We start from the raw sequence: 25,725 nt of genomic DNA on the forward strand, positions 1-25,725 counted from the left end.
AAGGGTCAGAGCCGCGCGGCGACGTACTCGGCGAAGTCGACGAGGCGGTTGGAGTAGCCCCACTCGTTGTCGTACCAGGCGTACAGCTTGACCTGGTCGCCGAGGATCTTCGTCAGCGGGGCGTCGTAGATCGACGAGTGCGGGTCGCTCACGATGTCGTGCGAGACCAGCGGGTCGGTCGAGTACTTGAGGATGCCCTTGAGCGGACCCTCCGCGGCGGCCTTGTAGGCGTCGTTGACCTCGTCGATCGTGACCGGGCGCGAGGCCTGCACGGTGAGGTCGGTGATCGAGCCGGTCGGCACGGGCACGCGGAGCGAGTAGCCGTCCAGCTTGCCGGCGAGCTCCGGGAGCACCAGGCCGATGGCCTTGGCGGCGCCGGTCGAGGTCGGCACGATGTTGAGGGCGGCGGCGCGGGCGCGACGCAGGTCCTTGTGCGGGCCGTCCTGCAGGTTCTGGTCGGCGGTGTAGGCGTGGATCGTGGTCATGAGACCGCGCTCGATGCCGAACGCGTCGTTGAACACCTTCGCCAGCGGGGCCAGCGAGTTCGTGGTGCACGAGGCGTTGGAGAGGATGTGCATCGTGGCCGGGTCGTAGGTCGACTCGTTGACGCCGAGCACGAACGTGCCGTCGTCGCCGGTGGCCGGCGCCGAGATGATGACCTTCTTCGCGCCGCCCTCGATGTGCTTGCGCGCGTCGGCGGCGTCGGTGAACCGGCCGGTCGACTCGATGACGATGTCGACGCCGAGCTCGCCCCAGGGCAGGTTCGCGGGGTCGCGCTCCTCGTAGACCTTGATCGCCTTGCCGTCGACGTAGATCGCGTCGTCGTCGTAGGTGACCTCGGCGTTCAGACGGCCGGTGATCGAGTCGAACTTCAGCAGCTGAGCGAGCGACTGGTTGTCCGTCAGGTCGTTGACCGCGACGATCTCGAGGTCGCTGCCCTTGGCGAGGGCGGCTCGGAAGTAGTTTCGACCGATCCGGCCGAAGCCGTTGATGCCGATCTTGACGGACATTGCGCTCCTTGCGATGAGCGCCCGCGTCGACGACCGCGACGGGGGCGCGGATAGTGGTGGGAGTGGGGATCGAAGGCCGGGGCCGAAGCCCCGGCCGATCCGGTTACGACAGTACCAGCAGGCCGTCGGTCTTCTGACGGGCGGCGTCGAGGCGGGCCGCGACGTTCTGCCAGTCGGCGATGTTCCAGATGGCCTTCACGTAGTCGGCCTTGACGTTGAGGTAGTCGAGGTAGAAGGCGTGCTCCCACATGTCGAGCTGGAAGATCGGCACGAGACCGAGGTTCGTGTTGCCCTGCTGGTCGAACAGCTGCTCGATGACGAGCTTCTTGCCGATCGGCTCGTAGCCGAGCACGGCCCAGCCGGAGCCCTGGATGCCGGTCGCCGCGGCGGTGAAGTGCGCCTGGAACTTGTCGAACGACCCGAACTGGTCGTCGATGGCGGCCTTGAGCTCGCCGTCCGGCTGTCCGCCGCCCTCGGGCGAGAGGTTGGTCCAGAAGATCGAGTGGTTCACGTGGCCGCCGACGTTGAACGCCAGGTCCTTCGAGAGCTTGTTGACGTTCGCCAGGTCGCCGGAGTCGCGAGCCTCGGCGAGCTTCTCGAGGGCGGTGTTCGCCCCGCTGACGTAGGTCGCGTGGTGCTTGTCGTGGTGCAGCTCCATGATCTTGCCGCTGATGTGCGGCTCGAGCGCGGCGTAGTCGTACGGCAGATCCGGCAGGGTGTACTCGGCCATCGAAGGTCATCTCCTCGGTTTCGGTGCCCAGCGGGATCCACCCGGCCGGGCTCTCTCACTGTAGTGAAAGCCGTCAGGGGGCCGGACCCTTCCCGCGTGAACCCTCAGAGAACGCTGATGCCGACGGGCGGCGGCGCTCAGGGTGCGGCGCTCAGTCCTCGAGGTCCGGCGGCAGGTTCGCGTCGGTGCCGGGGAGGCCGCGGTCCGAGGCCTCCTTGTCGGCCATCGCGAGCAGCCGGCGGATGCGGCCGGCCACGGCGTCCTTCGTCATCGGCGGGTCGGCGAAGTGGCCGAGCTCGTCGAGGCTGGCGTCGCGGTGCGCGAGGCGCAGCTCGCCGGCGTACTGCAGGTGCTCCGGCACGCCCTCGCCGAGGATCTCGAGCGCGCGCTCGACGCGCGCGCAGGCGGCGACGGCGGCCTGGGCGGAGCGGCGCAGGTTGGCGTCGTCGAAGTTCACGAGGCGGTTGGCCGTGGCGCGCACCTCGCGGCGCTGACGCAGCTCCTCCCAGGCGGCGACCGTGCCGGAGGCGCCCATGAGCCGCAGCATGCCGCTGATGGCCTCGCCGTCGCGGATGACGACCCGGTGGGCGCCGCGCACCTCGCGGGCCTTCGAGGGCACGCGGAGGCGGCCGGCGGCCCCGACGAGCGCCATCGCCGACTCGTTGCCGGGGCAGGCGATCTCGAGCGAGGCGGAGCGGCCCGGATCGGTCAGGGTGCCGGCGGCGAGGAACGCGCCGCGCCAGACGGCGGCCAGCTCCTCGCGGGTGCCGGTGGTGAGCCGGTTCGGCAGGCCGCGGACGGGTCGGCGGCGGGCGTCGAGCAGGCCGGTCTGGCGCGCGAGGGTCTCCCCCGCCTCCACGACCCGCACCAGGTAGGCGGCGGCCTTGCTCTGGCCTCCGCCGGAGATCACGCTGCCCTCGCTGCGCACGCCGTACAGCTCGGCGAGGTCGCGGCGCACGCGGCGCGCGAGCTGCGGCGAGTCGAGCTCGGACTCGACCGCGATGCGGTTCGAGATGATGTGCAGCCCCCCGGAGAACCGCAGGATCGCCGCGAGCTCGGCGGCCCGCACCGAGGTCTTGCCCGGGGTGACGGCCAGCAGCTCGTCCTTCACATCCGCGGTCAGCGCCACAGCAACATCCTCCGAATCATTCGCGCCCCAGATCGCGGTGTCGAATGGTCACGGCGACCCCGGGGAGGCCGCGGAGACGTCGCGCCAGCTCTTCCGCGATCGCCACGGAGCGGTGCTTTCCGCCGGTGCAGCCGATGGCGATCGTACCGTGCCGCTTGTTCTCCCGGGCGTACCCCTCGAGCACCGGGGTGAGGGCGGCGACGTACGCGTCGAGGAACTCGGGGGCTCCCGGCCGCGACAGCACGTACTCGCTGACCGCCGCATCCAGGCCGTTCAGGGGCCGCAGCTCGGGGTCCCAGAACGGGTTCGGCAGGAAGCGCGCGTCGGCGACGTTGTCGGCGTCGGTCGGCAGGCCGTACTTGAAGCCGAACGTGAGCAGCGTGATGCGCACCTTCGCGCCCGCCTCGGCGCGGAACTGCTCCGTGATTCGGTGGGTGAGCTGGTGGATGTTGAGGTCGCTCGTGTCGATCACGATGTCGCTCATCTCGCGCAGCTCGGCGATGCGGGCGCGCTCCGCGCCGATGCCGTCGAGCAGCGTGCCGTCGCCCTGGAGCGGATGCGGCCGCCGCACCTGCTCGAAGCGCCGCACGAGCGCCGCATCCGTCGCGTCGAGGAACAGCACCCGCACGCTCGCGTTGCCGCGGAGGCCGTCGAGGGCTGAGCGGACGTCGTCGAACAGCACGCCGCCGCGCACGTCGACGACCGCGGCGATCTTCGGCATCGAGTCGCCGGTGTGGCCGGCGAGGTCCGCGAGCGGACGCAGCATGGCGGGCGGGAGGTTGTCGACGACGTACCAGCCGAGGTCCTCGAGCGCATCGGCGACCGTCGAGCGGCCCGCGCCGGACATCCCCGTGACGAGCAGGATCTCGCGGGATCCGGGCTGGTCGGTCATCCTCGCGTCGTCTCCTCCGCTGGGGTTCTGGTCGGCGCTGCGGGGTCCGCCGACTCGATCGGCGCCTCGTCGTCGCCTCCGGCCGGCGTGCTCAGCCTAGCCGCGATCTGGGCGGCGATGGCCGGGCCGACGCCCTTCACCTCGGCGATCTGCTCCGCCGACGCGGCCCGCAGCCGGGCTACCGAGCCGAAGTGCTTGAGCAGTGCCGTGACGCGGGCGGGCCCGAGCCCGGGGATCTCGCCGAGCACGCTCGCGATGTCGGTGCGCCGCCGCGCGCGCTGGAACGTGATCGCGAAGCGGTGCGCCTCGTCGCGCACGCGCTGCAGCAGGAACAGCGCCTCGCTGTTGCGGGGCAGGATGACCGGGTACTCGTCGCCCGGCAGCCAGATCTCCTCCAGCCGCTTCGCGATGCCGGCGAGCGGGATGTCGTCGATGCCGAGGTCGCGCATGGCGCGCGCCGCGGCCTCCACCTGCGGCTGCCCGCCGTCGACGAGCAGCAGGCCGGGACGGTAGGCGAAGCGGCGCCGCGGCGCCTGCACGACCGACTCCCCCGTCTCCTCGTCGACCGTCACCACGGCCTCCTCCGCCGGCTCGTCGTCGAGGTGCGACAGCCGCCGGGTGAGCACCTGGTAGAGCGACTCGGTGTCGTCGGCGTACTCCGGCACCGAGAACTTGCGGTACTGGTTCTTGCGCGGCAGGCCGTCCTCGAACACCACCATCGACGCGACGATGTTCGTGCCGCCGAGGTGCGAGACGTCGTAGCACTCGATGCGCAGCGGCGCGTCGGGCAGCCCGAGCGCGTCGCGGATGTCCTCGAGCGCCTGGGTGCGCGCCACGTAGTCGCCGGTGCGCCGGGTCTTGTAGAGCATGAGCGCCTGCTTGGCGTTGAGCGTGGCCGTCTCGAGCACGGAGCGCTTGTCGCCGCGCTGGGCCGTCCGCAGCACCACCTGGCCGCCCTTGGGCCGCATCGTGCTGAGCCAGGCGCCCATCGCCTCCGCGTCGTCCGGCAGCTCAGGCACGATGATCTCGCGCGGCGGGGGCTCGTTCTCGTACGCGCTCTCGAGCACCGAGTCGACGAGCTCCGACAGCGGCACGTCGAGCTCCTTGTCGACGACCCACGAGCGCACGCCGCGCACACGGCCGCCGCGCACCACGAACTGCTGCACCGCGGCGGCCAGCTCGTCGTGCTCGATGCCGAAGACGTCGGTGTCGACGCCGTCCGGCAGCACGACCGCGCTCTTCTCGAGCACGTTCTCGAGGGCCTGGATGCGGTCGCGCAGCTTTGCGGCCTCCTCGTAGTCCTGGATCGCCGCCGCGTCGCGCATGTCGCGCTGCAGCTGGCCGATGATGCGCCGGTCGTGGCTCGCCATGAACGCGACGAACTGGTCGACGATCTCGCGATGCTCCTCGATCGTGACCCGGCCGGAGCACGGACCGCCGCAGCGGCCGATCTGGCCCGGGAAGCACGGCCGCCCGCTCTGCATCGCGCGCTTGTAGCTGGAGTCGGAGCAGGTGCGGATGGGGAACGCGCGCACCATGAGGTCGATCGTGTCGCGCACGGCCCAGATCTTCGGATACGGCCCGAAGTAGCGCGCGCCCGCGATCCGGCGGTTGCGGGTCACCATGACCCGCGGCGCCTCGTCGCCGAGCGTCACCGCGAGGTACGGGTAGGTCTTGTCGTCGCGGAACTTGACGTTGAACGGCGGCTCGAACTCCTTGATGAACTGGTACTCGAGCTGCAGCGACTCGAAGTCGCTGCCGACCACCGTCCACTCCACGCTCGAAGCCGTCAGCACCATGGCGCGCGTGCGCTCGTGCAGGCTCCGCAGCGGCTGGAAGTAGTTCGACAGCCGCTGCCGCAGGTTCTTCGCCTTGCCGACGTAGAGGATCCGCCCGCGCGGGTCCTTGAAGCGGTACACGCCCGGGTCGGTCGGGATCTCCCCCGCCTTCGGCCGCCACGGGATGGCGTCCGCGCGCTCGACGCGCGCCATCAGCGCGCCTCCCGGCTTCGGCCGACTGCGCTCATCGGGCGGATGGCGTCCGCGCGCTCGACGCGCGCCATCAGCGCGCCCCCGGCTCGACGCGCGGCACTAGGCCGACTTCCTGCGGCCCTGCCCGGCCGACTCCGACTCCATGAGCTCCTTGAGGAAGACGCCGGTGTGGCTCTCCGCCACCTCGGCCACCTTCTCGGGCGTGCCGGTCGCGATGATCTGACCGCCGCCGGAGCCGCCCTCGGGTCCGAGGTCGATGAGCCAGTCGGCGCTCTTGATCACGTCGAGGTTGTGCTCGATCACGATCACCGTGTTGCCCTTGTCGACGAGCCCGTTGAGCACGAGCAGCAGCTTGCGCACGTCCTCGAAGTGCAGTCCGGTCGTCGGCTCGTCGAGCACGTAGACGCTGCGGCCGTTCGAGCGCTTCTGCAGCTCGGTGGCCAGCTTCACGCGCTGCGCCTCGCCGCCCGAGAGCGTCGTGGCGCTCTGGCCGAGGCGCACGTAGCCGAGTCCGACGTCGACGAGCGTCTTGAGGAACCGGTGGATGGCGCTGATCGGCTCGAAGAAGGTCGCGGCCTCCTCGATCGACATGTCGAGCACCTCGGCGATGTTCTTGCCCTTGTAGTGCACCTGGAGGGTGTCGCGGTTGTAGCGCGCTCCCCCGCAGACCTCGCACGCGACGTAGACGTCGGGCAGGAAGTTCATCTCGATCTTGATCGTGCCGTCGCCCTGGCAGTTCTCGCAGCGGCCGCCCTTGACGTTGAAACTGAAGCGCCCAGGCTGGTAGCCGCGCGACTTCGCCTCGACGGTGTCGGAGAACAGCGTGCGGATCTTGTCGAAGACGCCGGTGTAGGTGGCCGGGTTCGAGCGCGGCGTGCGGCCGATCGGCGCCTGGTCGACGTGGACGACCTTGTCGAGCTGCTCGAGCCCGGTGACCCGCTTGTGGCGCCCCGGCACCTGCCGGGCGCCGTTGAGCTGGTTGGCGAGCACCTTGTAGAGGATGTCGTTGACGAGCGACGACTTGCCGGAGCCGGACACGCCCGTGACGGCGACGAACGCGCCGAGCGGGAACGAGACCGTGACATCCCGCAGGTTGTTCGCCTTCGCCCCCTCCACGGTTATCTGCCGCTTGCGGTCGATCTTGCGGCGGCGGGTCGGCATCTCGATGGCCCGGCGGCCGGCGATGTAGTCGCCGGTCAGCGACTCGGTGTTGCGCAGCAGGGCCGCGTAGTCGCCCGAGTGCACGACCTCGCCGCCGTGCTCGCCCGCGCGCGGGCCGATGTCGACGATCCAGTCCGCGGTGCGGATGGTGTCCTCGTCGTGCTCGACGACGATGAGCGTGTTGCCGAGGTTCTTCAGCTTCACGAGGGTGTCGATGAGGCGGCGGTTGTCGCGCTGGTGCAGGCCGATGCTCGGCTCGTCGAGCACGTAGAGCACGCCGGTCAGGCCCGATCCGATCTGCGTGGCGAGGCGGATGCGCTGCGCCTCGCCGCCGGAGAGCGTCGCCGCGGCGCGTGCGAGGGTCAGATAGCCGAGGCCGACCTCGAGCAGGAACTCCAGGCGCAGCCGGATCTCGCGGAGCACCTGCGCGGCGATCTTCGCCTGCCGCGGGGTCAGGTCGATCGTCGTCATGAGCTCGTAGGAGTCGTGGAGGCTCAGCTCCTGCACGTCGGAGATGCTCCGGCTCGCGACCTGCACGGCGAGCACCTCGGGCTTGAGGCGCTTGCCGTCGCAGACCGGGCACGGGATCTCGCGCAGGTACTCGCCGTAGCGGTTCTGCGACCAGTCGCTCTCGGCCTCGCGGTACTTGCGCTCGATGTAGGGCATGACGCCCTCGAAGCCCGTGGAGTACTTCATCGTGCGGCCGTAGCGGTTGCGCCACTGCACCACGACCTCGAAGTCGTTGCCGCGGAGGATCGCCTGCTGCACCTCGTCGCCGAGATCGGACCACGGGGTGTCGAGCGAGAAGCCGAGGTCGCGCGCCAGCCCCTCGAGCAGCCGCTGGAAGTACGAGTACAGCCCCTTGCCGCCCTGATTCCACGGCAGGATGACGCCCTCGTTGAGGCTCAGCTCCGGGTCGCCGACGAGCAGGTCCGCGTCGACCGCCATCTTCGTGCCGAGGCCGGAGCACTCCGGGCAGGCGCCGAACGGGGCGTTGAACGAGAACGTGCGCGGCTCGATCTCGGTCAGGGCGATCGGATGCCCGTTCGGGCAGCTCAGCTTCTCGCTGAAGCTGCGCGTGCGGGCCGGGTCCTTCGCGTCGAGGTCGACGAAGTCGACGGTCACGATGCCGCTCGTGAGGCGGAGCGCCGTCTCGAGCGAGTCGGTGAGGCGGGTGAGCAGGTCGTCGGCCGCGACGAGGCGGTCGACGACGACCGCGATGTCGTGCTTGTACGACTTCTTCAGCTTCGGCGGGTCGCTGAGCTGGATGAGCTCGCCGTCGACGATCGCGCGCGAGTAGCCGCCGGAGGCCAGCTCGCCGAACAGGTCGACGAACTCGCCCTTCTTCTGCGTGACCACCGGCGCGACGATCTGGTAGCGCGTGCCGGCCTCGAGCTCCATGAGCTGGTCGGCGATCTGCTGCACGGTCTGCTTCGCGATGAGCTCGCCGCAGATCGGGCAGTGCGGCTCGCCGATGCGCGCCCAGAGCAGTCGCATGTAGTCGTAGATCTCGGTGATCGTGCCGACCGTCGAGCGCGGGTTGCGGTTCGTCGACTTCTGGTCGATCGAGACGGCCGGGCTGAGGCCCTCGATGAAATCGACGTCGGGCCGGTCCACCTGGCCGAGGAACTGGCGGGCGTACGCGGACAGCGACTCGACGTACCGGCGCTGGCCCTCCGCGAAGATCGTGTCGAACGCGAGGCTCGACTTGCCCGAGCCGCTGAGACCGGTGAACACGACGAGCGAGTCGCGCGGGATCTCGATGTCGACGTTCTTCAGGTTGTGGACGCGCGCGCCGCGCACGCTGAGCTTGGAGGAGCCCGTCACGGGCGAGATCGACGACACTGAACTCATTCTACGGAAGCCTCCGACATCGCACCGGCGAGATGCTCAGCCCTCAGCGGACGCGCCGGGTGGCGGAGCCGGTGCGTCGGCGGCGTCAACCGGTCGGCGGCGGGAGCGCGGCCGCGAACGCCGCGACCTCCTGCGGCGACCTGAGCCGCAGCACGCCGGGCCCCTCGGCCGCCTGCTCCCACTCGCGGATGCGGTCGCGCTTGCTGCGCCAGCTGCGGTGATGCCAGCGCAGGATCGAGTCGCGCCCGAGCATCCGGCCGATCGTCTCGACGTTGCCGTTGCAGACGAGCTCCCGTGTCACGCAGCGGCGCACCGTGCGGCGGAGGAGCCGCCAGAAGGTCAGCGGACGCGGCAGGTCGAGCCCGACGAGCACCTCGACGCGCGGCAGCTGCGCCGCGGTCTGCCGACCCCAGAACGAGTCGGCGACCCACTCGGACCGGGCCGTGCGCGCCAGCATCTCGGCGTCGACGACGGCCGGATCGAGCGCCGTCCAGCCCGGCCCCCAGCCCAGCTCGTCGGTCGGGATGTGCGGCAGCCCGAGCCGGTCCGCCACGATGCGCGACAGTGTCGACTTGCCGCTGCCGGTCACGCCGTAGACGACGATCCGGCGCGCGGCGAGTACATCGGCGACGGTGGCGGAGGGCATCCGGCCAGGCTAGCGCGGGGCTTCGACAGGCTCAGCCGACCGCGCGGCCCAGCCATCCGTGCCCGCGCTCCCGCTCACCTCACGTGGCCGGCGGCCTCCATCGCGCGCAGATCCTTCTTCAGGTCGCCGAGCTCGTCGCGCAGGCGTGCCGCCAGCTCGAACTTGAGCTCGGCGGCGGCCGCGAGCATCTGCCCGTTGAGGTCGCCGATGATCGACTCGAGCTCGGCGGCCCCGGCGGCGCCGACGCCCTCGCGGCGGAGGTTCGGCGTCGCGGCGCGCTTCTTGCCGTCGCCGCGTCCGGCGAGCAGCGCGGCCGTGTCGGCCCCTTCGCGGGCGAGCACGTCGGTGATGTCGGCGATCCGCTTGCGCAGCGCCGTCGGCTCGATGCCGTTCACCTGGTTGTACTCGATCTGCTTCTCGCGACGGCGGTCGGTCTCGTCGATCGCCTTGCGCATCGAGTCGGTCATGTTGTCGGCGTACATGTGCACCTCGCCCGACACGTTGCGGGCGGCGCGGCCGATCGTCTGGATCAGCGACGTGCCGGAGCGGAGGAAGCCCTCCTTGTCGGCGTCGAGGATCGCGACGAGCGACACCTCGGGCAGGTCGAGGCCCTCCCGCAGCAGGTTGATGCCGACGAGCACGTCGAATACGCCGGCGCGCAGCTCGGTCAGCAGCTCGACGCGGCGGAGCGTGTCGACGTCCGAGTGCAGGTAGCGCACCTGCACGCCGGCCTCGCCGAGGAAGTCGGTGAGCTCCTCCGCCATCTTCTTCGTCAGCGTCGTCACGAGCACGCGCTCGTCGCGGTCGACGCGGAGGCGGATCTGCTCGAGCAGGTCGTCGATCTGGCCCTTCGACGGCTTGACGACGATCTGCGGGTCGATGAGGCCGGTCGGGCGGATGATCTGCTCGACCACACCGTCGGCGACGCCCATCTCGTAGCGCCCCGGGGTCGCCGAGAGGTAGACCTTCTGCCCGACCTTCTCGAGGAACTCCTCCCACTTCAGCGGGCGGTTGTCCATCGCGCTCGGCAGGCGGAACCCGTGGTCGACCAGGGTGCGCTTGCGGCTCGCGTCGCCCTCGTACATCGCGCCGATCTGCGGCACGGTCACGTGCGACTCGTCGATCACGATGAGGAAGTCGTCGGGGAAGTAGTCCAGCAGGCAGTGCGGCGCCTCGCCGGGCATGCGCCCGTCGATGTGGCGCGAGTAGTTCTCGATGCCGTTGCAGAAGCCGATCTGCTCCATCATCTCGAGGTCGAAGGTGGTGCGCATGCGCAGCCGCTGGGCCTCGAGCAGCTTGCCCTGGCGCTCCAGCTCCTCGAGCCGCTCGCCGAGCTCGACCTTGATCGTGCCGATCGCACGGTGCATGGTCTCGGCGCCGGCGGCGTAGTGGGTCGCGGGGAACACCGCCACGGAGTCGAGCTTCTGGATGACGTCGCCGGTGAGCGGGTGCAGCGAGTAGAGGCCCTCGATCTCGTCGCCGAACATCTCGACGCGGATCGCGTGCTCCTCGTACATCGGGATGATCTCGACGGTATCGCCGCGCACCCGGAACTTGCCGCGCGAGAAGTCGACGTCGTTGCGCTCGTACTGCATGTCGACGAACGCGCGCACGAGCCGGTCGCGCGACACCCGGTCGCCGACGTGCAGGGCGACGGACGCGTCGAGGTACTCCTCCGCCGCGCCGAGGCCGTAGATGCACGAGACGGTGGAGACCACGACGACGTCGCGGCGGGAGATCAGCGAGTTCGTCGTGGAGTGCCGCAGCCGCTCGACCTCGGCGTTGACGGACGAGTCCTTCTCGATGAAGGTGTCCGTCTGCGGCACGTAGGCCTCGGGCTGGTAGTAGTCGTAGTAGCTCACGAAGTACTCGACCGCGTTGTTCGGCATCAGCTCGCGGAACTCGTTCGCCAGCTGCGCGGCCAGCGTCTTGTTGTGCGCGAGCACGAGCGTGGGCCGCTGCACCTGCTCGATGAGCCAAGCGGTCGTCGCGGACTTGCCGGTGCCGGTCGCGCCGAGCAGCACGACATCGGTCTCGCCGGCGTTGATGCGCCCGGCGAGCTCCGCGATCGCCTGCGGCTGATCGCCGCTCGGCGAGTACTCGCTGATCACCTCGAAGGGGCGCACTGCGCGGGTCGGCTCCATCCCTCCAGGGTAGGCGCGACCCCCGACAGCGCGCCGGGCTGGATGCTGGCGGGGAGGCGACAGTGCTCCATAGCCCGCCCATAGGGTTGCCGTCTAGCTTCGAGGGGATGAACAGCCGCCTCCCCCGGACGAGATCGGAACGCCGCCTGTGAGCCTGACCGATGTGCCGAAGGCCGCCGCGAAGGCGACCCCGATCCTGTTCCACCGCCGTCGCGGCCGCGTCATCGTGCTGCTCTGCGTCATGTACTTCATCGCGTACTTCGACCGGAACAACATCGCCACCGCCGGCCCCGAGATCATCAAGGAGTTCGGCCTCACCAACGCCGAGTTCGGCCTCGCCGCCTCGGTGTTCTCGCTGTTCTACGCGCTGCTGCAGATCGCCGGCGGCTTCGTCGGCGAGAAGCTCGGACCGCGTCTCGGGCTGCTCATCCTCGGCCTCATCTGGGGCCTCTCGACGATGTTCACCGGCATGACCGTCGGCCTCGTCACGCTGCTCATCGCGCGCGCGGCGCTCGGCCTCAGCGAGTCGGCGACGTTCCCGACCGCGACGCAGGCCATGAGCCGCTGGGTGCCGCCGGACCGCAACGGGTTCGTGCAGGGCATCGTGCACTCGGCCTCGCGCCTCGGCAACGCGGCCGCGCCGATCGTCGTCGGCCTGCTCATCAGCCTCGTCGACTGGCGCTTCTCGTTCATCTCCATCGGCATCGTGTCGATGGGCTGGGCGATCGTCTGGTACCTCATGTTCCGCGACCGCCCGCGCGACGTGAAGGGCATCACGAAGCAGGAGCTGTCGGAGGTGCCGGACATCCCGAAGGCCGCCGACCGGCCGCCGGTGCCGTGGCGGCGCCTCATCCGCTCGATCCTGCCGGTGACGCTCGTCGACTTCGGCTACGGCTGGGTCGCGTGGGTGTTCTTCACCTGGATCCCGCAGCTGCTGTCGACGACCTACGACCTCGACGTCGCGAAGTTCGCGCCGCTCACCTCGCTGATCCTCGTCGGCGGCGTCGTGGGCGACACGCTCGGCGGCGTGCTCAGCGACAAGCTGCTGCTGCGCACCGGCCGGGCGCTGTGGTCGCGGAAGGTCTTCCTCGTCATCGGCTTCGTGGGGTCGGGCATCTGCCTCGTGCCCCTGCTCTTCGGCCCGCCGCTCTGGGTCGCTGTCGTGTCGCTCGCGCTGTCGTTCTTCTTCCTCGAGCTCACGAACGCGCAGGTGTGGTCGATCCCGATGGACCTCGCGCCGACCTGGTCGGGCACGGCCAGCGGCATGATGAACACCGGCTTCGGCGTCGCCGGCATCATCTCCCCGATCGCGATCGGCGCGCTCGTCGACGCGACCGGCGGCTTCGCCACGCCGTTCGGCATCTCGATCGGCGTGCTCGTCGCGGCGACCATCCTGTCGATCCTCATGCGGCCCCAGAAGGTCGACCCGATCGCGCCCGCGGAGGAGCGGGTCGGCCTGGCCTGATCGGCCCCGCTACGCCCGTGGCTTCCGCCGCGCGATCCTCCGCCCGGTGAGCGGGAGGCTCAGCGGCGTGCGACGGGCGATCTCGACGAACACGATCGAGCCGAGGATGACGAGCAGGTAGGTCACGAGGGTGAGCCATGGCGTCGGCACGATCGCGCCGACGCCGCCCCCGAGCAGCAGCAGCCAGATGAGCATCGGATGCACGAGGAAGATGCCGAAGGACCGGTCGGAGGCGAGGTCGACGCCGCGCGCGAGCACGGTCTCCGGATCCCGCCGGTCGGCCCACCAGGTGCCGGCCGCCAGGAAGCCGAGCCCGACGAACACGCCCCACACCATCTCGACCGGCTGCAGCGGCGTGCCCGCGCGGTAGAGGCTCATGCCGCCGACGGCATGCTGCAGCCACCAGACGGCGAGCGTCAGCAGCGCGGCGGCGAGCGTGAGGATGCCGATGAGGCCGCGGTGCGCGCGGATCCAGCCCAGGAACCGGTCCTTATGCCACGCCGTCACCGCGCCGCCGACGATGAAGAACAGGTAGCTGAAGAAGAAGATCTTCGAATTGGAGCTGACGAAGCCGAGCGAGCCGGGCAGGTACATGTAGACCGCGGTGAGGCCGAGCTGCCAGACGCCGATCGCGGCCATGAGCAGGAGGTGGTGGCCGGCGGTCTTGCGCACGAGCCACATGATCACCGGGTGCAGCAGGTACACCTGCATCGTCACGAGCAGGAAGTACAGGTGGTACCAGCCGGTGCCGGTGACGACCCGGTAGAGCAGCCCGCCGATGTCCTCGACCCCGACGTCGCCGCGCTGGATGTTCGAGGCGAGGAAGTAGATGACGGTCCAGGCCAGATACGGCACGCCGACGAGCAGGAACCGCTTCGGCCAGAACTGCCGCAGCGGCTGCGGCTTCGCGAGGTAGCTCAGCGACAGCACGAAGCCGGTGAGCCAGAAGAAGACCTCGCGGGTGAAGTGCAGCAGCGCGAGCAGCCCGGAGAGCGCGACGTCGTCGCTCGCGATCGTGTGGCTCGTCGTGTGCACGCCGATGACGCAGGCGAACGTGAGGATGCGGACGACGTCGACCTCGTAGAGGTGGCGGGCTCGCGGGCGCGTCGCGGCGGGCGCGTCCGCCGTCATGCGCCGGTGTTCCGCTCGACCTCGAGCTCCCGCACCCGGCTGCGCTGCACCTTCCCGGCCGCGGCACGCGGCAGGTCCTCCACGATCGTGATCTCGACCGGACGGCGGAAGCGCGCCAGCGTCCGCTCGCTCCGGCCCTCGAGGTCGTCGCGCAGCGCCGGGTAGTCCGACTCGGGCAGGTCGGCGACCGGGATGACGTAGGCGACCGGCACCGCCCCGAGCACGTCGTGCGGGCGGCCCACGACGACGGCCTCGAGCACGCGGGGGTCGGCGAGCAGCGCCTCCTCCACCTCGCCCGGGTAGACCTTCTCGCCGCCGCGGTTGATCACGTCGTCCGCGCGCCCGGCGAGCCGCACCGTGCCGTCCGCGGCCACCGCGCCGAGGTCGCCGGTCGAGAGCCAGCCGTCCGCGTCGAAGCGGTCGGCGGCGGCATCGAAGAGGTAGCGGTGCACGATGCCGTCGCCGCGGATCCACAGCGCCGCGACCTCGTCGGGGTCGGCATCCGAGCCGTCCGGTCGACGCGTGCGCACCTCGCCGCCGCGCGGCAGGCCGACCGTGCCGCGCTCGCCGTCGCCGATGCCGGTGGACGTGATCTGGCTCGCGCCCTCGGTCATGCCCCAGCTGACGACGAGCGGCACGTCGCCGAGCTCGTCGCGCACGTGGTCGGGCAGCGGCGCGGACGCGCAGCGGATGAGCCGGAGGCTCGGCGGCGGCGTCATCGGGCCCGATCGGGCCAGCACCGCCAGGATCGCCGGCACCGCGTTGAGCCAGGTGATGCGGCGCTCGGCCAGCAGCTCCCAGAACCCGGTGCGCCGGAATCGCCGGTCGAGCACGAGCGTCGACCCGGCGACGAGCGACGCGAGCAGTCCGACGACCTCCGCGTTGACGTGGTGCAGGGGCAGCGAGTTGAAGCCGCGATCCCCCGGCCCGAGCTCGAGCACGGCGGCGACCTCGCGCGCGACGACGAGCAGCTGCGGCTCCGGCAGCTCGACGCCCTTCGGCGTGCCGGTGCTGCCCGACGTGAACAGCACGGCGGAGCCGGTACCGGCCGGGTCCGCGGCGGCGGCCGGCTCCCCCGGCGTCACCTCGGCGGGCCGAAGGTCGATGTCCACGACCGCGCGCGCGACGCCGTCGACGCGCCGGTCGTCGTCGCCGTCCGTCGCGACGAGCGCGGCGCCGCGGATCAGGCCGTGCAGCCGTGCGAGCTCCTCCGCCGGCGCTGACGCGTCAACGGGGATGGACCGCCGGCCGCTCGCCACGGCGGCGTGGTGCACGACCGCGAACGCGAGCGGATCCGCCGTGTCGACGAGCACGGCGCCGGAGGGCGGGAGCGCCAGCCGGTCGAAGGCGGTCGTCCACTCGCCGACGCGGTCGGCGAGCTCCGCGAAGGTCAGCGTGCGCTCGGAGCGCGCGTCCTCGAGGTAGACGTCGCCCGGTCCGACGGCCGCCCGCTCCGCGATGATCTCGGCGAGCGTGGCGGCGGCGGGTTCCGGCATCCGTCCAGGCTACCGCCGGTCCCCTTTCGGCCCGGCTACGGGAGGCTGTGCGCCGCCTGTGACGCCGGCGGCGCCGAGAGTGCCGGCCAGAGCGCGTCCACCTGGGCCAGGGTCCGCTCGAGCGTGCCGTCGGCGTCGATGACGTGATCGGCGACGGCGCGGCGCTCGGCGTCCGTGGCCTGCGCCGCGATACGCCGCTCCGCCTCGGCGCGGTCCATGCCGCGCAGCTCGACCATCCGCCGGATGCGCTCCTCCGGCGCCGCCTCGACGACGACGACCGTGTCGAATCCGTAGCTGCGCCCGGCGCGTCCCTCGACGAGGAGCGGCACGTCGTACACGACGACGGCCCGCGGATCGGCGGACTCCGCCGCCTCGAAGTGCCGCGTCGTGCGCTCCCAGACGGCGGGGTGCACGATGCCGTTCAGCGTCTCGCGGCGCTCCGGGTCGGCGAACACGATGGCGCCGAGCGCCGGTCGGTCGAGCGATCCGTCGGCGGCGATCACACCCGGTCCGAACTCCGCGGCGATGCGGTCCAGCGCCGGCTCGCCCGGCTCGACGACCTCGCGGGCCACGACGTCCGCGTCGACGACGACGGCGCCGAGCTCGCGCAGCCGCGTCGCCACGGCCGACTTGCCCGACGCGATGCCTCCGGTGAGTCCGATCCGCCGCACGCGTCCAGCCTACGGCGCGGTAGCCTCGCGGCATGCTGGAGCTGCTCACCGGTGCGGGACTCGCGGCGGCGGCCGGGCTCAACGCCTACATCCCGCTGCTCGTGCTCGGCCTGCTCAGCTCGCACACGGGCCTGATCCAGCTGCCCGCCGGCTGGGTGTGGCTCGAGAACGGCTGGGTGCAGCTCATCCTCGGCGTGCTGCTCGTCATCGAGATCGTCGCCGACAAGATCCCTGTCGTCGACTCGGTCAACGACGTGATCCAGACGATCGTGCGCCCGGCGGCCGGCGGCATCGTCTTCGGATCGGGCGCCGCCAGCGAGACGGCGACCGTCACCGACCCGGCCGAGTTCTTCACGTCGCAGCAGTGGGTGCCGATCGCCATCGGCGTCGTGCTCGCCCTCGTGGTGCACGGCGCGAAGGCGCTCGCCCGCCCGGCCGCGAACACCGTCACCGGCGGCCTGGCCGCGCCCGCGCTGAGCAGCCTCGAGGACGTGGCGAGCGTGGTGCTCGCGTTCACGGCGATCCTGCTGCCGGTCCTCGTGGTCGTGCTGCTGGCGGGACTGGTGGTCGCCGCCGTGCTGCTCATCCGCCGTGCGCGCCGCCGACGCGCGGTGCGCCGCGCCGGTCGCATCGCCGTCCCGCCCCCGGGCTGACCTCGGCGAACCGGTGCCGGGTACGCCGAAGGCCGGCCCGGCGAACCGGACCGGCCTTCGGTCTGACGTCGGCGCCGCCGGAGCGGCGCGTCGGATCAGGAGTTGCTGCTGAGGCGCTCGCGCAGGGCGGCCAGCGACTCGTCGTCGGCGAGGGTGCCGGCGCCGGTCGTCGAGGCGGACTCGTTCGAGCCGGAGTACGAGCTCGTACCGAGGTCGTTGTCGCCGGCCTCCTCGGCCGCGAGGATCTGCGCCTTGTGCGCCTCCCAGCGGGTCTGGGCCGCGGCGTACTCCGACTCCCAGGCCTCGCGCTGGGCCTCGAAGCCCTCGAGCCACTCGCCCGTCTCCGGGTCGAAGCCCTCCGGGTACTTGTAGTTGCCCTGCTCGTCGTACTCGGTGACCATGCCGTACAGCGCGGCCAGGCCGGAGTCGAACTCGGTCGAGTTCGGGTCGATGCCCTCGTTCGCCTGCTTGAGCGACAGCGAGATGCGACGGCGGTCCAGGTCGATGTCGATGACCTTGACGAACACCTCGTCGCCGACCGACACGACCTGCTCGGCGAGCTCGACGTGCTTGGTGGACAGCTCGGAGATGTGCACGAGGCCCTCGATGCCGTCCGCGACGCGCACGAACGCGCCGAACGGAACCAGCTTGGTGACCTTGCCGGGCGTGATCTGGCCGATCGCGTGGGTCCGGGCGAAGATCTGCCACGGGTCCTCCTGCGTCGCCTTGAGCGACAGGGAGACGCGCTCGCGCTCGAGGTCGACCTCGAGGATCTCGACGGTGACCTCCTGGCCCACCTCGACGACCTCGCTGGCGTGCTCGATGTGCTTCCACGACAGCTCGGAGACGTGCACGAGGCCGTCCACGCCGCCGAGGTCGACGAACGCGCCGAAGTTGACGATCGAGGACACGACGCCCTTGCGGACCTGGCCCTTGCTGAGGTTGTTGAGGAACGTCGAGCGCGACTCCGACTGCGTCTGCTCGAGCAGCGCGCGGCGGCTCAGGACGACGTTGTTGCGGTTCTTGTCGAGCTCGAGGATCTTCGCCTCGATCTCCTGGCCGAGGTACGGCGTGAGGTCGCGGACGCGGCGCAGCTCGATGAGCGAGGCCGGCAGGAAGCCGCGGAGGCCGATGTCGACGATGAGGCCGCCCTTGACGACCTCGATGACGGTGCCGGTGACGACGCCGTCCGACTCCTTGATCTTCTCGACATCGCCCCAGGCGCGCTCGTACTGGGCGCGCTTCTTGGACAGGATCAGCCGGCCTTCCTTGTCCTCCTTCTGGAGAACCAGGGCCTCGACGCTGTCGCCGACCTCGACGACCTCGTTGGGGTCGACGTCGTGCTTGATGGAGAGCTCGCGGGAGGGGATCACACCCTCGGTCTTGTAGCCGACGTCGAGGAGCACCTCGTCGCGGTCGATCTTGACGACGGTGCCCTCGATGAGGTCTCCGTCGTTGAAGAACTTCAGGGTCTTCTCGACCGCGGCCAGGAAATCCTCGGCGGATCCGATGTCATCGATCGCGATCTGCTTGGTGGTGCTGGTGCTGGCGGTCGTAGCGGTAGTCATGTAGTGATTGCTCCGGATGGGCATTCCCCTGGCACCGGAGGTGCGTCGGGGGCATGGTTGGGCCTCAGGGGGAAGAGATCTGTTGGAATCCCGCCCGAGGCAGGCGGATAGGAGTCGCGGAAATCGCGATTCTCCAGCATAGCCGGATGACCCGACCGCGACAACAACGCCAACGCGGTGCCGTGGCCCGTCATTCCCGGGCCGCGGGGGCCGCAGCGGGCCCTCGGGCCGGTCAGGCGGCGGTGCGCGACTCCGTCCGTGCCCGTCGTCGGCGCGCGATGATCTCGCGGACGGCGCCGCGGAGCGCCGGGTACCGGAACGCGTAGCCGGCCTCCTCGAGCCGTGCCGGCACGACCCAGCGGCTCTTGAGCACGAGCTCGGTCTCGGTGCCGAGCGCGATCGAGCCGAGCTCGAGCATCCAGCGCCACGCCGGGAGCCCGGCCGGCACGCGCTGCTCGGAGCGGAGGATCCGCATCAGGGCGGCGCTGTCGCTCGGCTCGGGGGCCGCCGCGTTGATCACGCCGTCGAGGTCGGGCCGCGCCTGGAGGAAGCGGATGATGCCGTGCACGTCGGCCTCGTGGATCCAGCTGAAGCGCTGGTGCCCGCGGGTGCGGCGGTTCGCGTGGTAGGTGCCGGCGGCCAGCCGCGCCGGCGTCGCGGGCCAGCGGCCGTCGAGCTGCGGTCCGCCGAGTCCGGCGCGCGCGAGGCCGAGCAGCGGCAGCAGCGCGCTGCCGTCGCCGAGCACGATCGCCATCCGGAGGGCCACCCGGCGCGTGTCCGGCGTGTCTGCCGCGGCGAGCTCCGCCTCCCAGGCCCGGGCGATGGAGACCGAGAAGCCCTCGCCGAGCTCGCCGGTCTCCTCGGTCATCGCGCGGTCCTCGGCGTGCCGGTAGATCGTGGCCGTCGACGAGTTCACCCAGAGCGCGGGCGGCACCGCGGCCCGCGCGACGGCCTCGCCGAGCTCGCGGGTCGTCTCGATCCGGGAGCGGAGGATCTCGGCGCGGTTCTCCGGCGTGTAGCGGCAGTTGACGCTCTTGCCCGCGAGGTTCACCACGAGGTCGGCGCCGTCGACGAGGCGGGTGATCCCGTCGGGGTCGCCCCAGCGGGCGTCCGGCCCGCCGCGGCCGACGTGGGCGACCTCGGCGCCCTCCGCGCGGAGCGCCGCGGTCAGCGACGCCCCGAGGAAGCCGGACGCGCCGGCGATGACGATGCGCTCGGTCATGATGCCTCGACTATGCCGTACTCGAACGACCCGGCGTACTCGTACAGGCGGCCGAGCGGGGGCAGGTCGACGGTCAGTGAGACGTGCTGACGGCCGTCGGCGCCGTGCCGCTCGCGCAGCTCGAGCCGCGGGGTGAGCACGCGCGGCAGGCGGAGGCGGAGCGGTCCGAGCCGGACCGCGACCGCGGACGAGGTCAGCAGGAGGCCCTCGTCGTCGACGGAGGCGAGCAGGGCGACGCGCAGCGTGCGGCCGCGGCCGAGCAGGTCGACCAGTTCGAGCCCGTCGCCGGAGCGCCCGTCGCCGGATCGCCCGGTGCCGGGCAGCGCCGCGGTGAGGTCGACCATGGCGCGGTCGCCGCCGGGCAGCCGGAACGTCCGCGTCGCGGCGACCGCCGGATGCCCGTCCGCCGTCGTCGGGCGGTTGACCACGTCGAACGGCACGTCGTGCGCCCACACCGGGAACAGCGCCCCGCCCCGCCCGAGCACCGCGAGCAGCGGCCAGAGCCAGCGCCGCGGCGTGCCGACCACCTCGAAGGCGCCGTGCCCGACGCCGACCGACCCGGCCGGGATGGCGCCGAAGTAGCGGCGCAGCGACGGCGCGAGGCCGTCGACCGCGTCGCCGAGCACGGCCTGCCAGGGTGAGATCGCCTCCGGACCGACCACCGCGGTCAGGCCTGCGGGAAGCCGAGCACCGCGACCTGGAGGGTGTCGAGGCCGACCCCGCCGATGTCGAGCGAGCGGCGGTGGAACTCCTTCATGTCGAACGCGTCGCCCTCGCGGCGGCGCACCTCGTCGCGGAGGTCCTCCCAGATGCGCTGCCCGACCTTGTACGACGGCGCCTGGCCCGGCCAGCCGAGGTAGCGGTTCACCTCGAAGCGGACGAAGCCCTCGTTCATGTTCACGTTCTGCGCGAGGAAGTCGAACGCCTTCTCCCCGGTCCAGGCGCCGGAGCCGTCGGGCATCGGCTTGCCGAGGTGCACGCCGATGTCGAGCACGACGCGCGCCGCGCGCATCCGCTGGCCGTCGAGCATGCCGAGCCGGTCCGCCGGGTCGTCGAGGTAGCCGAGGTCGGCCATGAGGCGCTCGGCGTAGAGCGCCCAGCCCTCCCAGAAGCCCGAGGTGCCGGCGTTGCGCCGCCAGGTGTTGAGCTCCGCCTTGTTGTAGACCGCCTGGGCGATCTGCAGGTGATGGCCGGGCACGCCCTCGTGGTAGACGGTCGTCAGCTCGCGCCAGGTGTCGAACTCGGTGACGCCCTCCGGCACGCTCCACCACATCCGGCCGGGCCGCGAGAAGTCGTCTGTCGGGCCGGTGTAGTAGATGCCGCCCTCCTGGGTCGGGGCGATCATGCACTCGAGCCGGCGCAGCTCCGGCGCGATGTCGAAGTGGGTGCGGCCGAGCTCCTCGATCGCACGGTCGCTCGTCTCCTGCATCCAGCGCTGCAGCGCGTCCGTGCCGTGCAGCTTGCGCGACGCGTCGCCGTCGAGGAAGGCGATCGCATTCTGCACTCCCCCGCCCGAGACGATCTGCGCGGCGATCGACTCCTGCTCCGCCACCATGCGCGCGAGCTCCTCGATGCCCCACTCGTAGGTCTCGTCGAGGTCGACGGTCGCGCCGAGGAAGCCGCGGGAGGCGAGCTGGTAGTGCTCGCGGCCGACGCCGTCCGCCTCCGGTGCCACGGGTGCGAGCTCCGACTCGAGGAACGCGGCGAACGCGCCGTAGGCGGCGGACGCCTCCTCGGCTCCGGCGGCGAGGTCGCGGCGGAGCGACTCCGGCAGCGCCTCGTCGCCGGCCCGCTCCGTGGCGGCCAGCCCCGCGAAGAAGCTGCCGGATCCGACCTGCTTGCGCGCCTGCTCGATCACGACGCGCGCCTGGCGCACGGCCGGCACATGGCCGGTGCGGATGCCCTCGCGAAGCGACGCGATGTAGCCCTCCATCGCGGCCGGCAGGTTGTGCATCCGGCGGGCGACGTGCTCCCAGTCCTCCACGCTGTCGGTGGGGACGAGGTCGAAGATGTCGCGCAGCTCCTGCGACGGCGACGCGATGTTGTTGAGGTCGCGCAGACCGAACCCGGCGTCGTGCTTCTCGAGCTCGAGGTCGAGCTCGCGGCCGAGGTCGAGCTGCGTGACGCGGTCGATGTCGTCGACCGGGGTCGCGGCGGCGAGGCGGTCGCGCACGGAGCGCATCCGCTCGGCGGCCTCCTCGGCGCCCTCCGGCGAGTAGTCCGCGTACTCGCCCTCGCGGCCGGGACGGCCGAGGTAGACGTGGAACTCCGGGAAGAGCTCGAGCTGGGTGTCGACCCAGCCCTCCGCGATCCGGTCGATGTCGGTGGGGGTGCGCGGCTGGGTGTCGTTCGCCATGTCCCCAGACTAGGACGGGCCCCTCGCGATGCGAGGGGCCCGTCGGCGCGGATCCGGCCGGAGCCGGCGCTGCGCTACTCCTTGTCGAGGTCGCGGCTCAGGAGCGCGACGAGCTCCTCGAGCGCGGCGTCCGCGCCGTCGGCGTCGGAGGCCAGGGTGACCTCCTCGCCGCTGCCGATCCCCAGGGAGAGGACGCCGAGGATGCTGGCGGCGTTGACGGACTTGCCGGCCGCCGAGGTCAGCGTCACGGGGACGCCGGTCTTCGCGGCGGCCTGGCTGAACAGCGAGGCGGGGCGGGCGTGCAGGCCGACGCTGGACGCGACGGTGACCTTGCGCTCGGTCATGGGGTGTTCCTCTCCTGGTGGGTGGGGTGGTCTCGGCCGGCGGGTGCCGGCCTCGGAGTCGATGGATGGTCGCCCGAGCCGACGGCTCAGGGTTCGATGGTCACCTTGATCGCCTCGCCGCTCGCGACGAGCTCGAGGGCATCGGCGATCCGCTCGAGGGGCAGGCGATGCGTGATGAGGTCGGCGACCGGCACGGCGCCGGTCGCGATGAGGCGGAGGGCCGCGGCGTTGTGCTCGGGGCTGGATCCGTTGACTCCGACGATCGTGAGCTCGCGGTAGTGCACGAGGTTCGCGTCGACGGTGATGTCGGGGGCGTCCTTCGGCAGTCCGCCGAACAGGCTGAGGCGGCCGCGGCGGGCCAGCATCCGCAGCCCCTGCTCCTGGGCGCGTCCGGAGGCGGCGGCGGTGATGACGACGTCGGCGCCCCGGCCGTCGGTCGCGTCGAGCACGGCCCGAACGGCGTCGACCCCGTCGCCGGCCGCGATCACGACGTCGGGGTGCACGAGCGCAGCGGCGCGTGCGAGCCGGTCGGCGTTGAGGTCGAGCAGCACGATCCGGGCCGCGCCGCGGGCGCGGGCGAGGCGCACGTGCAGGCAGCCGATCGGGCCCGACCCGATCACGACGACCGTGTCGCCGGCACCGACGCGCGCGAGCTCCTGGCCGTTCAGCACGCACGCGAGCGGCTCGGCGACGGAGGCCTCCGCGAAGGAGACCCCGGCGGGGATGCGGTTGAGTCCGTCGGCGGCGAGCACCGCCGCCGGCACGACCGTGTACTCGGCGAAGCCGCCGTCGTGCTGGTACCCCATCGACGTCTGGTGCTCGCAGACGGCGGGATGTCCCGCCCGGCACTCCGGGCAGGTGCCGTCGGGGATGGCGGCGATGACCTGCACCCGGTCGCCCACGGACCAGCCGGTGAGACCGTCGCCCAGGGCGGCGATCTCACCGGCGATCTCGTGGCCCATGACCGCGGGAGGCGTCATGTTCGGGTGACCGCTCCGGAAGATCTTGAGATCCGTGCCGCACATCGAGCAGGCCTGGACCCGCAGCAGCACCTCCCCCGGACCGGCCGACGGCACCGGGGCCGTCTCGAGCCGGATGTCACCGGGGGCGTGGAATCTCGCGACCTGCACGGATTCCGCTACTCGTCGTCGTCCGTGGCGGCGAGCAGCTCGTAGACGGCCTCGGGCGTGGACGCCGCGCGGAGCGCGGCGGCCTTGTCCGGGTCGAGCAGGATCGTCGCGAGCTGTGACAGCAGGGCGATGTGCCCGTTGCCCTTCGCGGCGATCCCGACCGCGACCGAGACGGGGTTGCCGTCCCAGTCGACGCCGTCCGGGAAGCGGATGACGCTGAGCGCATCCTTCTTCACGGCTTCCTTGCCGGCGAGGGTGCCGTGCGGGATCGCCACACCCTCGCCGACGAAGGTCGACACCGAGTTCTCGCGCTCGAGCATCGCGTCGATGTACGAGGCATCGATCGCGCCGACATCGAGCAGCGCCTGGCCGGCCTGCCGGATCGCGTCATCCCGGCCCGCGGCGGTGGCCGCGAGCCGGATGGCGCGCTCGTCGAGGAGCTCGGGCAGGGGCGTGGAGGACTCGTCGCTCATGCTCAGACCTCGACCGTCTCGCCGTTCTGGATCGCCTTGACGATCTTGGCGACGTTCGGGTCGCCCAGGAACAGCTGGAACGGCACGACCGGCACCTCGGGCACCGTATGGCGCGCACGGTCGGCGAGCCCCGCCTGCGTCACGACCAGGTCCGCATCGGCCGGGATGTGCGCAACGGGCGAGTGCTCCACCGTGACGCCGCTCTTCGCCAACTGCTTCTTGAGGGTCGAGGCGAGCATGACGCTCGACCCCATACCCGCGTCGCAGGCCACTATGAGCTTCTTGATGCTCGATCCGTCGATGGTTGCCATTCTCGGTCTCCTTCTGAGTGTGAGCGTGTGTCGTCGGTCAGCCGGCCGCGTTCGCCGTCGGCTGGTTCTTCGACGCAGCCTTATTCTGCGCTGACTTCTCGCGAGCCGCTTCGAGATCCAGCGCTTCGTCGGTCGCCGACTCCTTCCGGCCGAAGCCGAGCAGGAGCGAGCCGACGACGAAGGTGACGCCCGCGGAGATCAGGACTCCGAGGATGATCAGCAGGATCTGGTTCGGCGGCGACACCAGCGCCCAGGCGATGATGCTGCCCGGTGAGGCAGGACCGACGAGGCCCAGGCCGAAGATCGTCTCCCAGAGCACGCCGGTCGCGCCTCCCACGATCGCCGCGATGATGAGGATCGGCTTCATGAGCACGTACGGGAAGTAGATCTCGTGGATGCCGCCCAGGAAGTGGACGACCATGGCGGCCGGCACGGTCGGACGGATCGCACGGGGTCCGAACAGCAGCATCGCCGTCAGGATGCCGAGGCCGGGGCCGGGGTTCGACTCGATCATGAAGAAGATCGAGTGGCCGGACTCCGCGACCTGGTTCGAGCCGAGCGGCACGAGGATGCCGTTGCCGATGGCGTTGTTGAGGAACAGCACCTTGGCGGGCTCGACGATGATCGAGACGAGCGGCAGCAGGTGGATGTCGATCAGCCACTCGGCGGCGGCGCCGAGTCCCCGTCCGATCCAGTAGGTGGCCGGGCCGACGAGGTAGATGCCGACGATCGCGAACACGCCGCCGATGATGCCGGCGGAGAAGTTGTCGACGAGCATCTCGAAGCCGCCGCGCACCTTGCCGGAGATGAAGTTGTCCCAGAACTTCAAGACGAGAGCGGCGATCGGGCCGAGCACGAAGGCCGCCAGGATGGCCGAGGGCACGCCCTGGAGCTGCGAGTACGGCTCGTCGCCGCCGGCCGGGATGTAGGCGAGCGCGATCGGCGCGACCACCGCTCCCATGGTCGCCACGGCGCCGACGACGGCGCCGCGCTGACCGTGGATGTTGCGGCCGCCGGTGTAGCCGATCAGCAGCGGGATGAGGACGTTGATCAGCGGACCGACGACGGCCGAGATCTGGTTCGTCCACCCGAACGTGTGGATCGGGTTGCCGTGGGCGTCGATGTTGCCGCCGATGTAGTTCACCCAGCCGGTCGGGATGAACAGCGCGGTGATGAGGCCGAAGGCGATGAACGCACCGAGGTTCGGCATCACCATCCCCGCGAGGAAGGCGCCGAACCGCTGCACCCGGGCACGAGCCCCGGTGCCGGTGGCGACCGGTGTGTAGTCGGACATCTTGTCTGTCTCCTTGGGTTCCAGGAAGGGGTGGTGGATGTGAGGGCTTGGTGG

General features: G+C 71.2%; 22 protein-coding genes. 2 read left to right on the forward strand and 20 right to left on the reverse strand.

The genetic code is table 11. The features are described from left to right. Positions 1–5: 5 nt before the first annotated feature. The 8 genes from gap to uvrB form a co-directional block, all read right to left on the reverse strand. Complete coding sequence (gap, locus tag AC1RSJ_RS07155) at positions 6–1,010, reverse strand: type I glyceraldehyde-3-phosphate dehydrogenase (RefSeq protein WP_493117657.1); 1,005 nt, start codon at positions 1,008–1,010, stop codon at positions 6–8. A 103-nt stretch (positions 1,011–1,113) separates the two neighbouring features. Continuing rightward, a complete protein-coding gene (locus tag AC1RSJ_RS07160) occupies positions 1,114–1,740 on the reverse strand; it encodes a superoxide dismutase (RefSeq protein ID WP_493117658.1) in 627 nt (208 codons plus the stop codon). A gap of 151 nt (positions 1,741–1,891) precedes the next feature. Continuing rightward, positions 1,892–2,869, reverse strand: a complete 978-nt coding sequence (gene whiA / locus AC1RSJ_RS07165; protein WP_493117659.1) for a DNA-binding protein WhiA — start codon at positions 2,867–2,869, stop codon at positions 1,892–1,894. Positions 2,870–2,885: 16 nt separating this feature from the next. Further along, positions 2,886–3,761, reverse strand: a complete 876-nt coding sequence (rapZ, locus tag AC1RSJ_RS07170; protein WP_493117660.1) for an RNase adapter RapZ — start codon at positions 3,759–3,761, stop codon at positions 2,886–2,888. Next, the gene (gene uvrC / locus AC1RSJ_RS07175) at positions 3,758–5,752 is read right to left on the reverse strand and encodes an excinuclease ABC subunit UvrC (protein ID WP_493117661.1); all 1,995 of its coding nucleotides are present in this window, start codon (positions 5,750–5,752) and stop codon (positions 3,758–3,760) included. Before uvrC ends, rapZ begins: the two co-directional genes overlap by 4 nt. Before the next feature lie 99 nt (positions 5,753–5,851). Then, on the reverse strand, positions 5,852–8,767 hold the full coding sequence (uvrA, locus tag AC1RSJ_RS07180) for an excinuclease ABC subunit UvrA (protein ID WP_493117662.1): 2,916 nt from the start codon (positions 8,765–8,767) through the stop codon (positions 5,852–5,854). A gap of 85 nt (positions 8,768–8,852) precedes the next feature. Further along, the gene (locus AC1RSJ_RS07185; RefSeq protein ID WP_493117663.1) at positions 8,853–9,413 is read right to left on the reverse strand and encodes a P-loop NTPase family protein; all 561 of its coding nucleotides are present in this window, start codon (positions 9,411–9,413) and stop codon (positions 8,853–8,855) included. 74 nt (positions 9,414–9,487) lie between these two features. Then, positions 9,488–11,557, reverse strand: a complete 2,070-nt coding sequence (gene uvrB, locus AC1RSJ_RS07190) for an excinuclease ABC subunit UvrB (protein ID WP_493117664.1) — start codon at positions 11,555–11,557, stop codon at positions 9,488–9,490. Between the two features lie 148 nt (positions 11,558–11,705). On the opposite strand from uvrB, the gene AC1RSJ_RS07195 reads away from it, so the two are divergent. After that, the gene (locus AC1RSJ_RS07195; protein ID WP_493117665.1) at positions 11,706–13,022 is read left to right on the forward strand and encodes an MFS transporter; all 1,317 of its coding nucleotides are present in this window, start codon (positions 11,706–11,708) and stop codon (positions 13,020–13,022) included. Between the two features lie 9 nt (positions 13,023–13,031). Here AC1RSJ_RS07195 and AC1RSJ_RS07200 read toward each other — a convergent pair whose 3' ends face one another. From AC1RSJ_RS07200 to coaE, 3 genes are read right to left on the reverse strand one after another with little or no spacing between them, the layout of a single operon-like run. After that, positions 13,032–14,153 (reverse strand): acyltransferase, encoded by a 1,122-nt coding sequence (locus AC1RSJ_RS07200; protein WP_493117666.1) that lies wholly within the window; start codon positions 14,151–14,153, stop codon positions 13,032–13,034. Then, positions 14,150–15,649: a class I adenylate-forming enzyme family protein gene (locus AC1RSJ_RS07205; protein WP_493117667.1), complete on the reverse strand. Its 1,500-nt coding sequence runs from the start codon at positions 15,647–15,649 to the stop codon at positions 14,150–14,152. Before AC1RSJ_RS07205 ends, AC1RSJ_RS07200 begins: the two co-directional genes overlap by 4 nt. Positions 15,650–15,684: 35 nt before the next feature. Further along, a complete protein-coding gene (coaE, locus tag AC1RSJ_RS07210; protein ID WP_493117668.1) occupies positions 15,685–16,320 on the reverse strand; it encodes a dephospho-CoA kinase in 636 nt (211 codons plus the stop codon). A gap of 32 nt (positions 16,321–16,352) precedes the next feature. Between coaE and AC1RSJ_RS07215 the strand changes: the two genes are divergently transcribed. After that, a complete protein-coding gene (locus tag AC1RSJ_RS07215; RefSeq protein ID WP_493117669.1) occupies positions 16,353–16,973 on the forward strand; it encodes a DUF4126 domain-containing protein in 621 nt (206 codons plus the stop codon). 95 nt (positions 16,974–17,068) lie between these two features. On the opposite strand, the gene rpsA is transcribed toward AC1RSJ_RS07215, so the two are convergent. From rpsA to AC1RSJ_RS07260, 9 genes are all read right to left on the reverse strand, one after another. Next, positions 17,069–18,541, reverse strand: coding sequence for a 30S ribosomal protein S1 (gene rpsA, locus AC1RSJ_RS07220; protein ID WP_493117670.1), 1,473 nt, complete (start codon positions 18,539–18,541; stop codon positions 17,069–17,071). Positions 18,542–18,773: 232 nt separating this feature from the next. Next, entirely contained in the window at positions 18,774–19,763 is a 990-nt protein-coding gene (locus AC1RSJ_RS07225; protein ID WP_493117671.1) for an epimerase, read from the reverse strand. Then, the gene (locus tag AC1RSJ_RS07230) at positions 19,760–20,425 is read right to left on the reverse strand and encodes a DUF4166 domain-containing protein (RefSeq protein ID WP_493117672.1); all 666 of its coding nucleotides are present in this window, start codon (positions 20,423–20,425) and stop codon (positions 19,760–19,762) included. The genes AC1RSJ_RS07225 and AC1RSJ_RS07230 overlap by 4 nt, the downstream gene beginning before the upstream one ends. A 5-nt stretch (positions 20,426–20,430) precedes the next feature. Next, positions 20,431–22,119, reverse strand: a complete 1,689-nt coding sequence (locus tag AC1RSJ_RS07235; RefSeq protein ID WP_493117673.1) for a DUF885 domain-containing protein — start codon at positions 22,117–22,119, stop codon at positions 20,431–20,433. 74 nt (positions 22,120–22,193) lie between these two features. Continuing rightward, on the reverse strand, positions 22,194–22,463 hold the full coding sequence (locus AC1RSJ_RS07240) for an HPr family phosphocarrier protein (protein ID WP_493117674.1): 270 nt from the start codon (positions 22,461–22,463) through the stop codon (positions 22,194–22,196). Between the two features lie 86 nt (positions 22,464–22,549). Beyond that, a complete protein-coding gene (locus AC1RSJ_RS07245; protein WP_493117675.1) occupies positions 22,550–23,593 on the reverse strand; it encodes a zinc-dependent dehydrogenase in 1,044 nt (347 codons plus the stop codon). A gap of 8 nt (positions 23,594–23,601) precedes the next feature. Then, positions 23,602–24,066: a PTS mannitol transporter subunit IIA gene (locus AC1RSJ_RS07250; protein WP_493117676.1), complete on the reverse strand. Its 465-nt coding sequence runs from the start codon at positions 24,064–24,066 to the stop codon at positions 23,602–23,604. A gap of 2 nt (positions 24,067–24,068) precedes the next feature. Beyond that, complete coding sequence (locus tag AC1RSJ_RS07255; protein WP_493117677.1) at positions 24,069–24,377, reverse strand: PTS lactose transporter subunit IIB; 309 nt, start codon at positions 24,375–24,377, stop codon at positions 24,069–24,071. Between the two features lie 37 nt (positions 24,378–24,414). Further along, on the reverse strand, positions 24,415–25,671 hold the full coding sequence (locus tag AC1RSJ_RS07260; RefSeq protein WP_493117678.1) for a PTS transporter subunit EIIC: 1,257 nt from the start codon (positions 25,669–25,671) through the stop codon (positions 24,415–24,417). Positions 25,672–25,725: the final 54 nt, after the last annotated feature.

The sequence above is a fragment of the Schumannella sp. GW821-FHT10F01 genome, assembly GCF_058809295.1.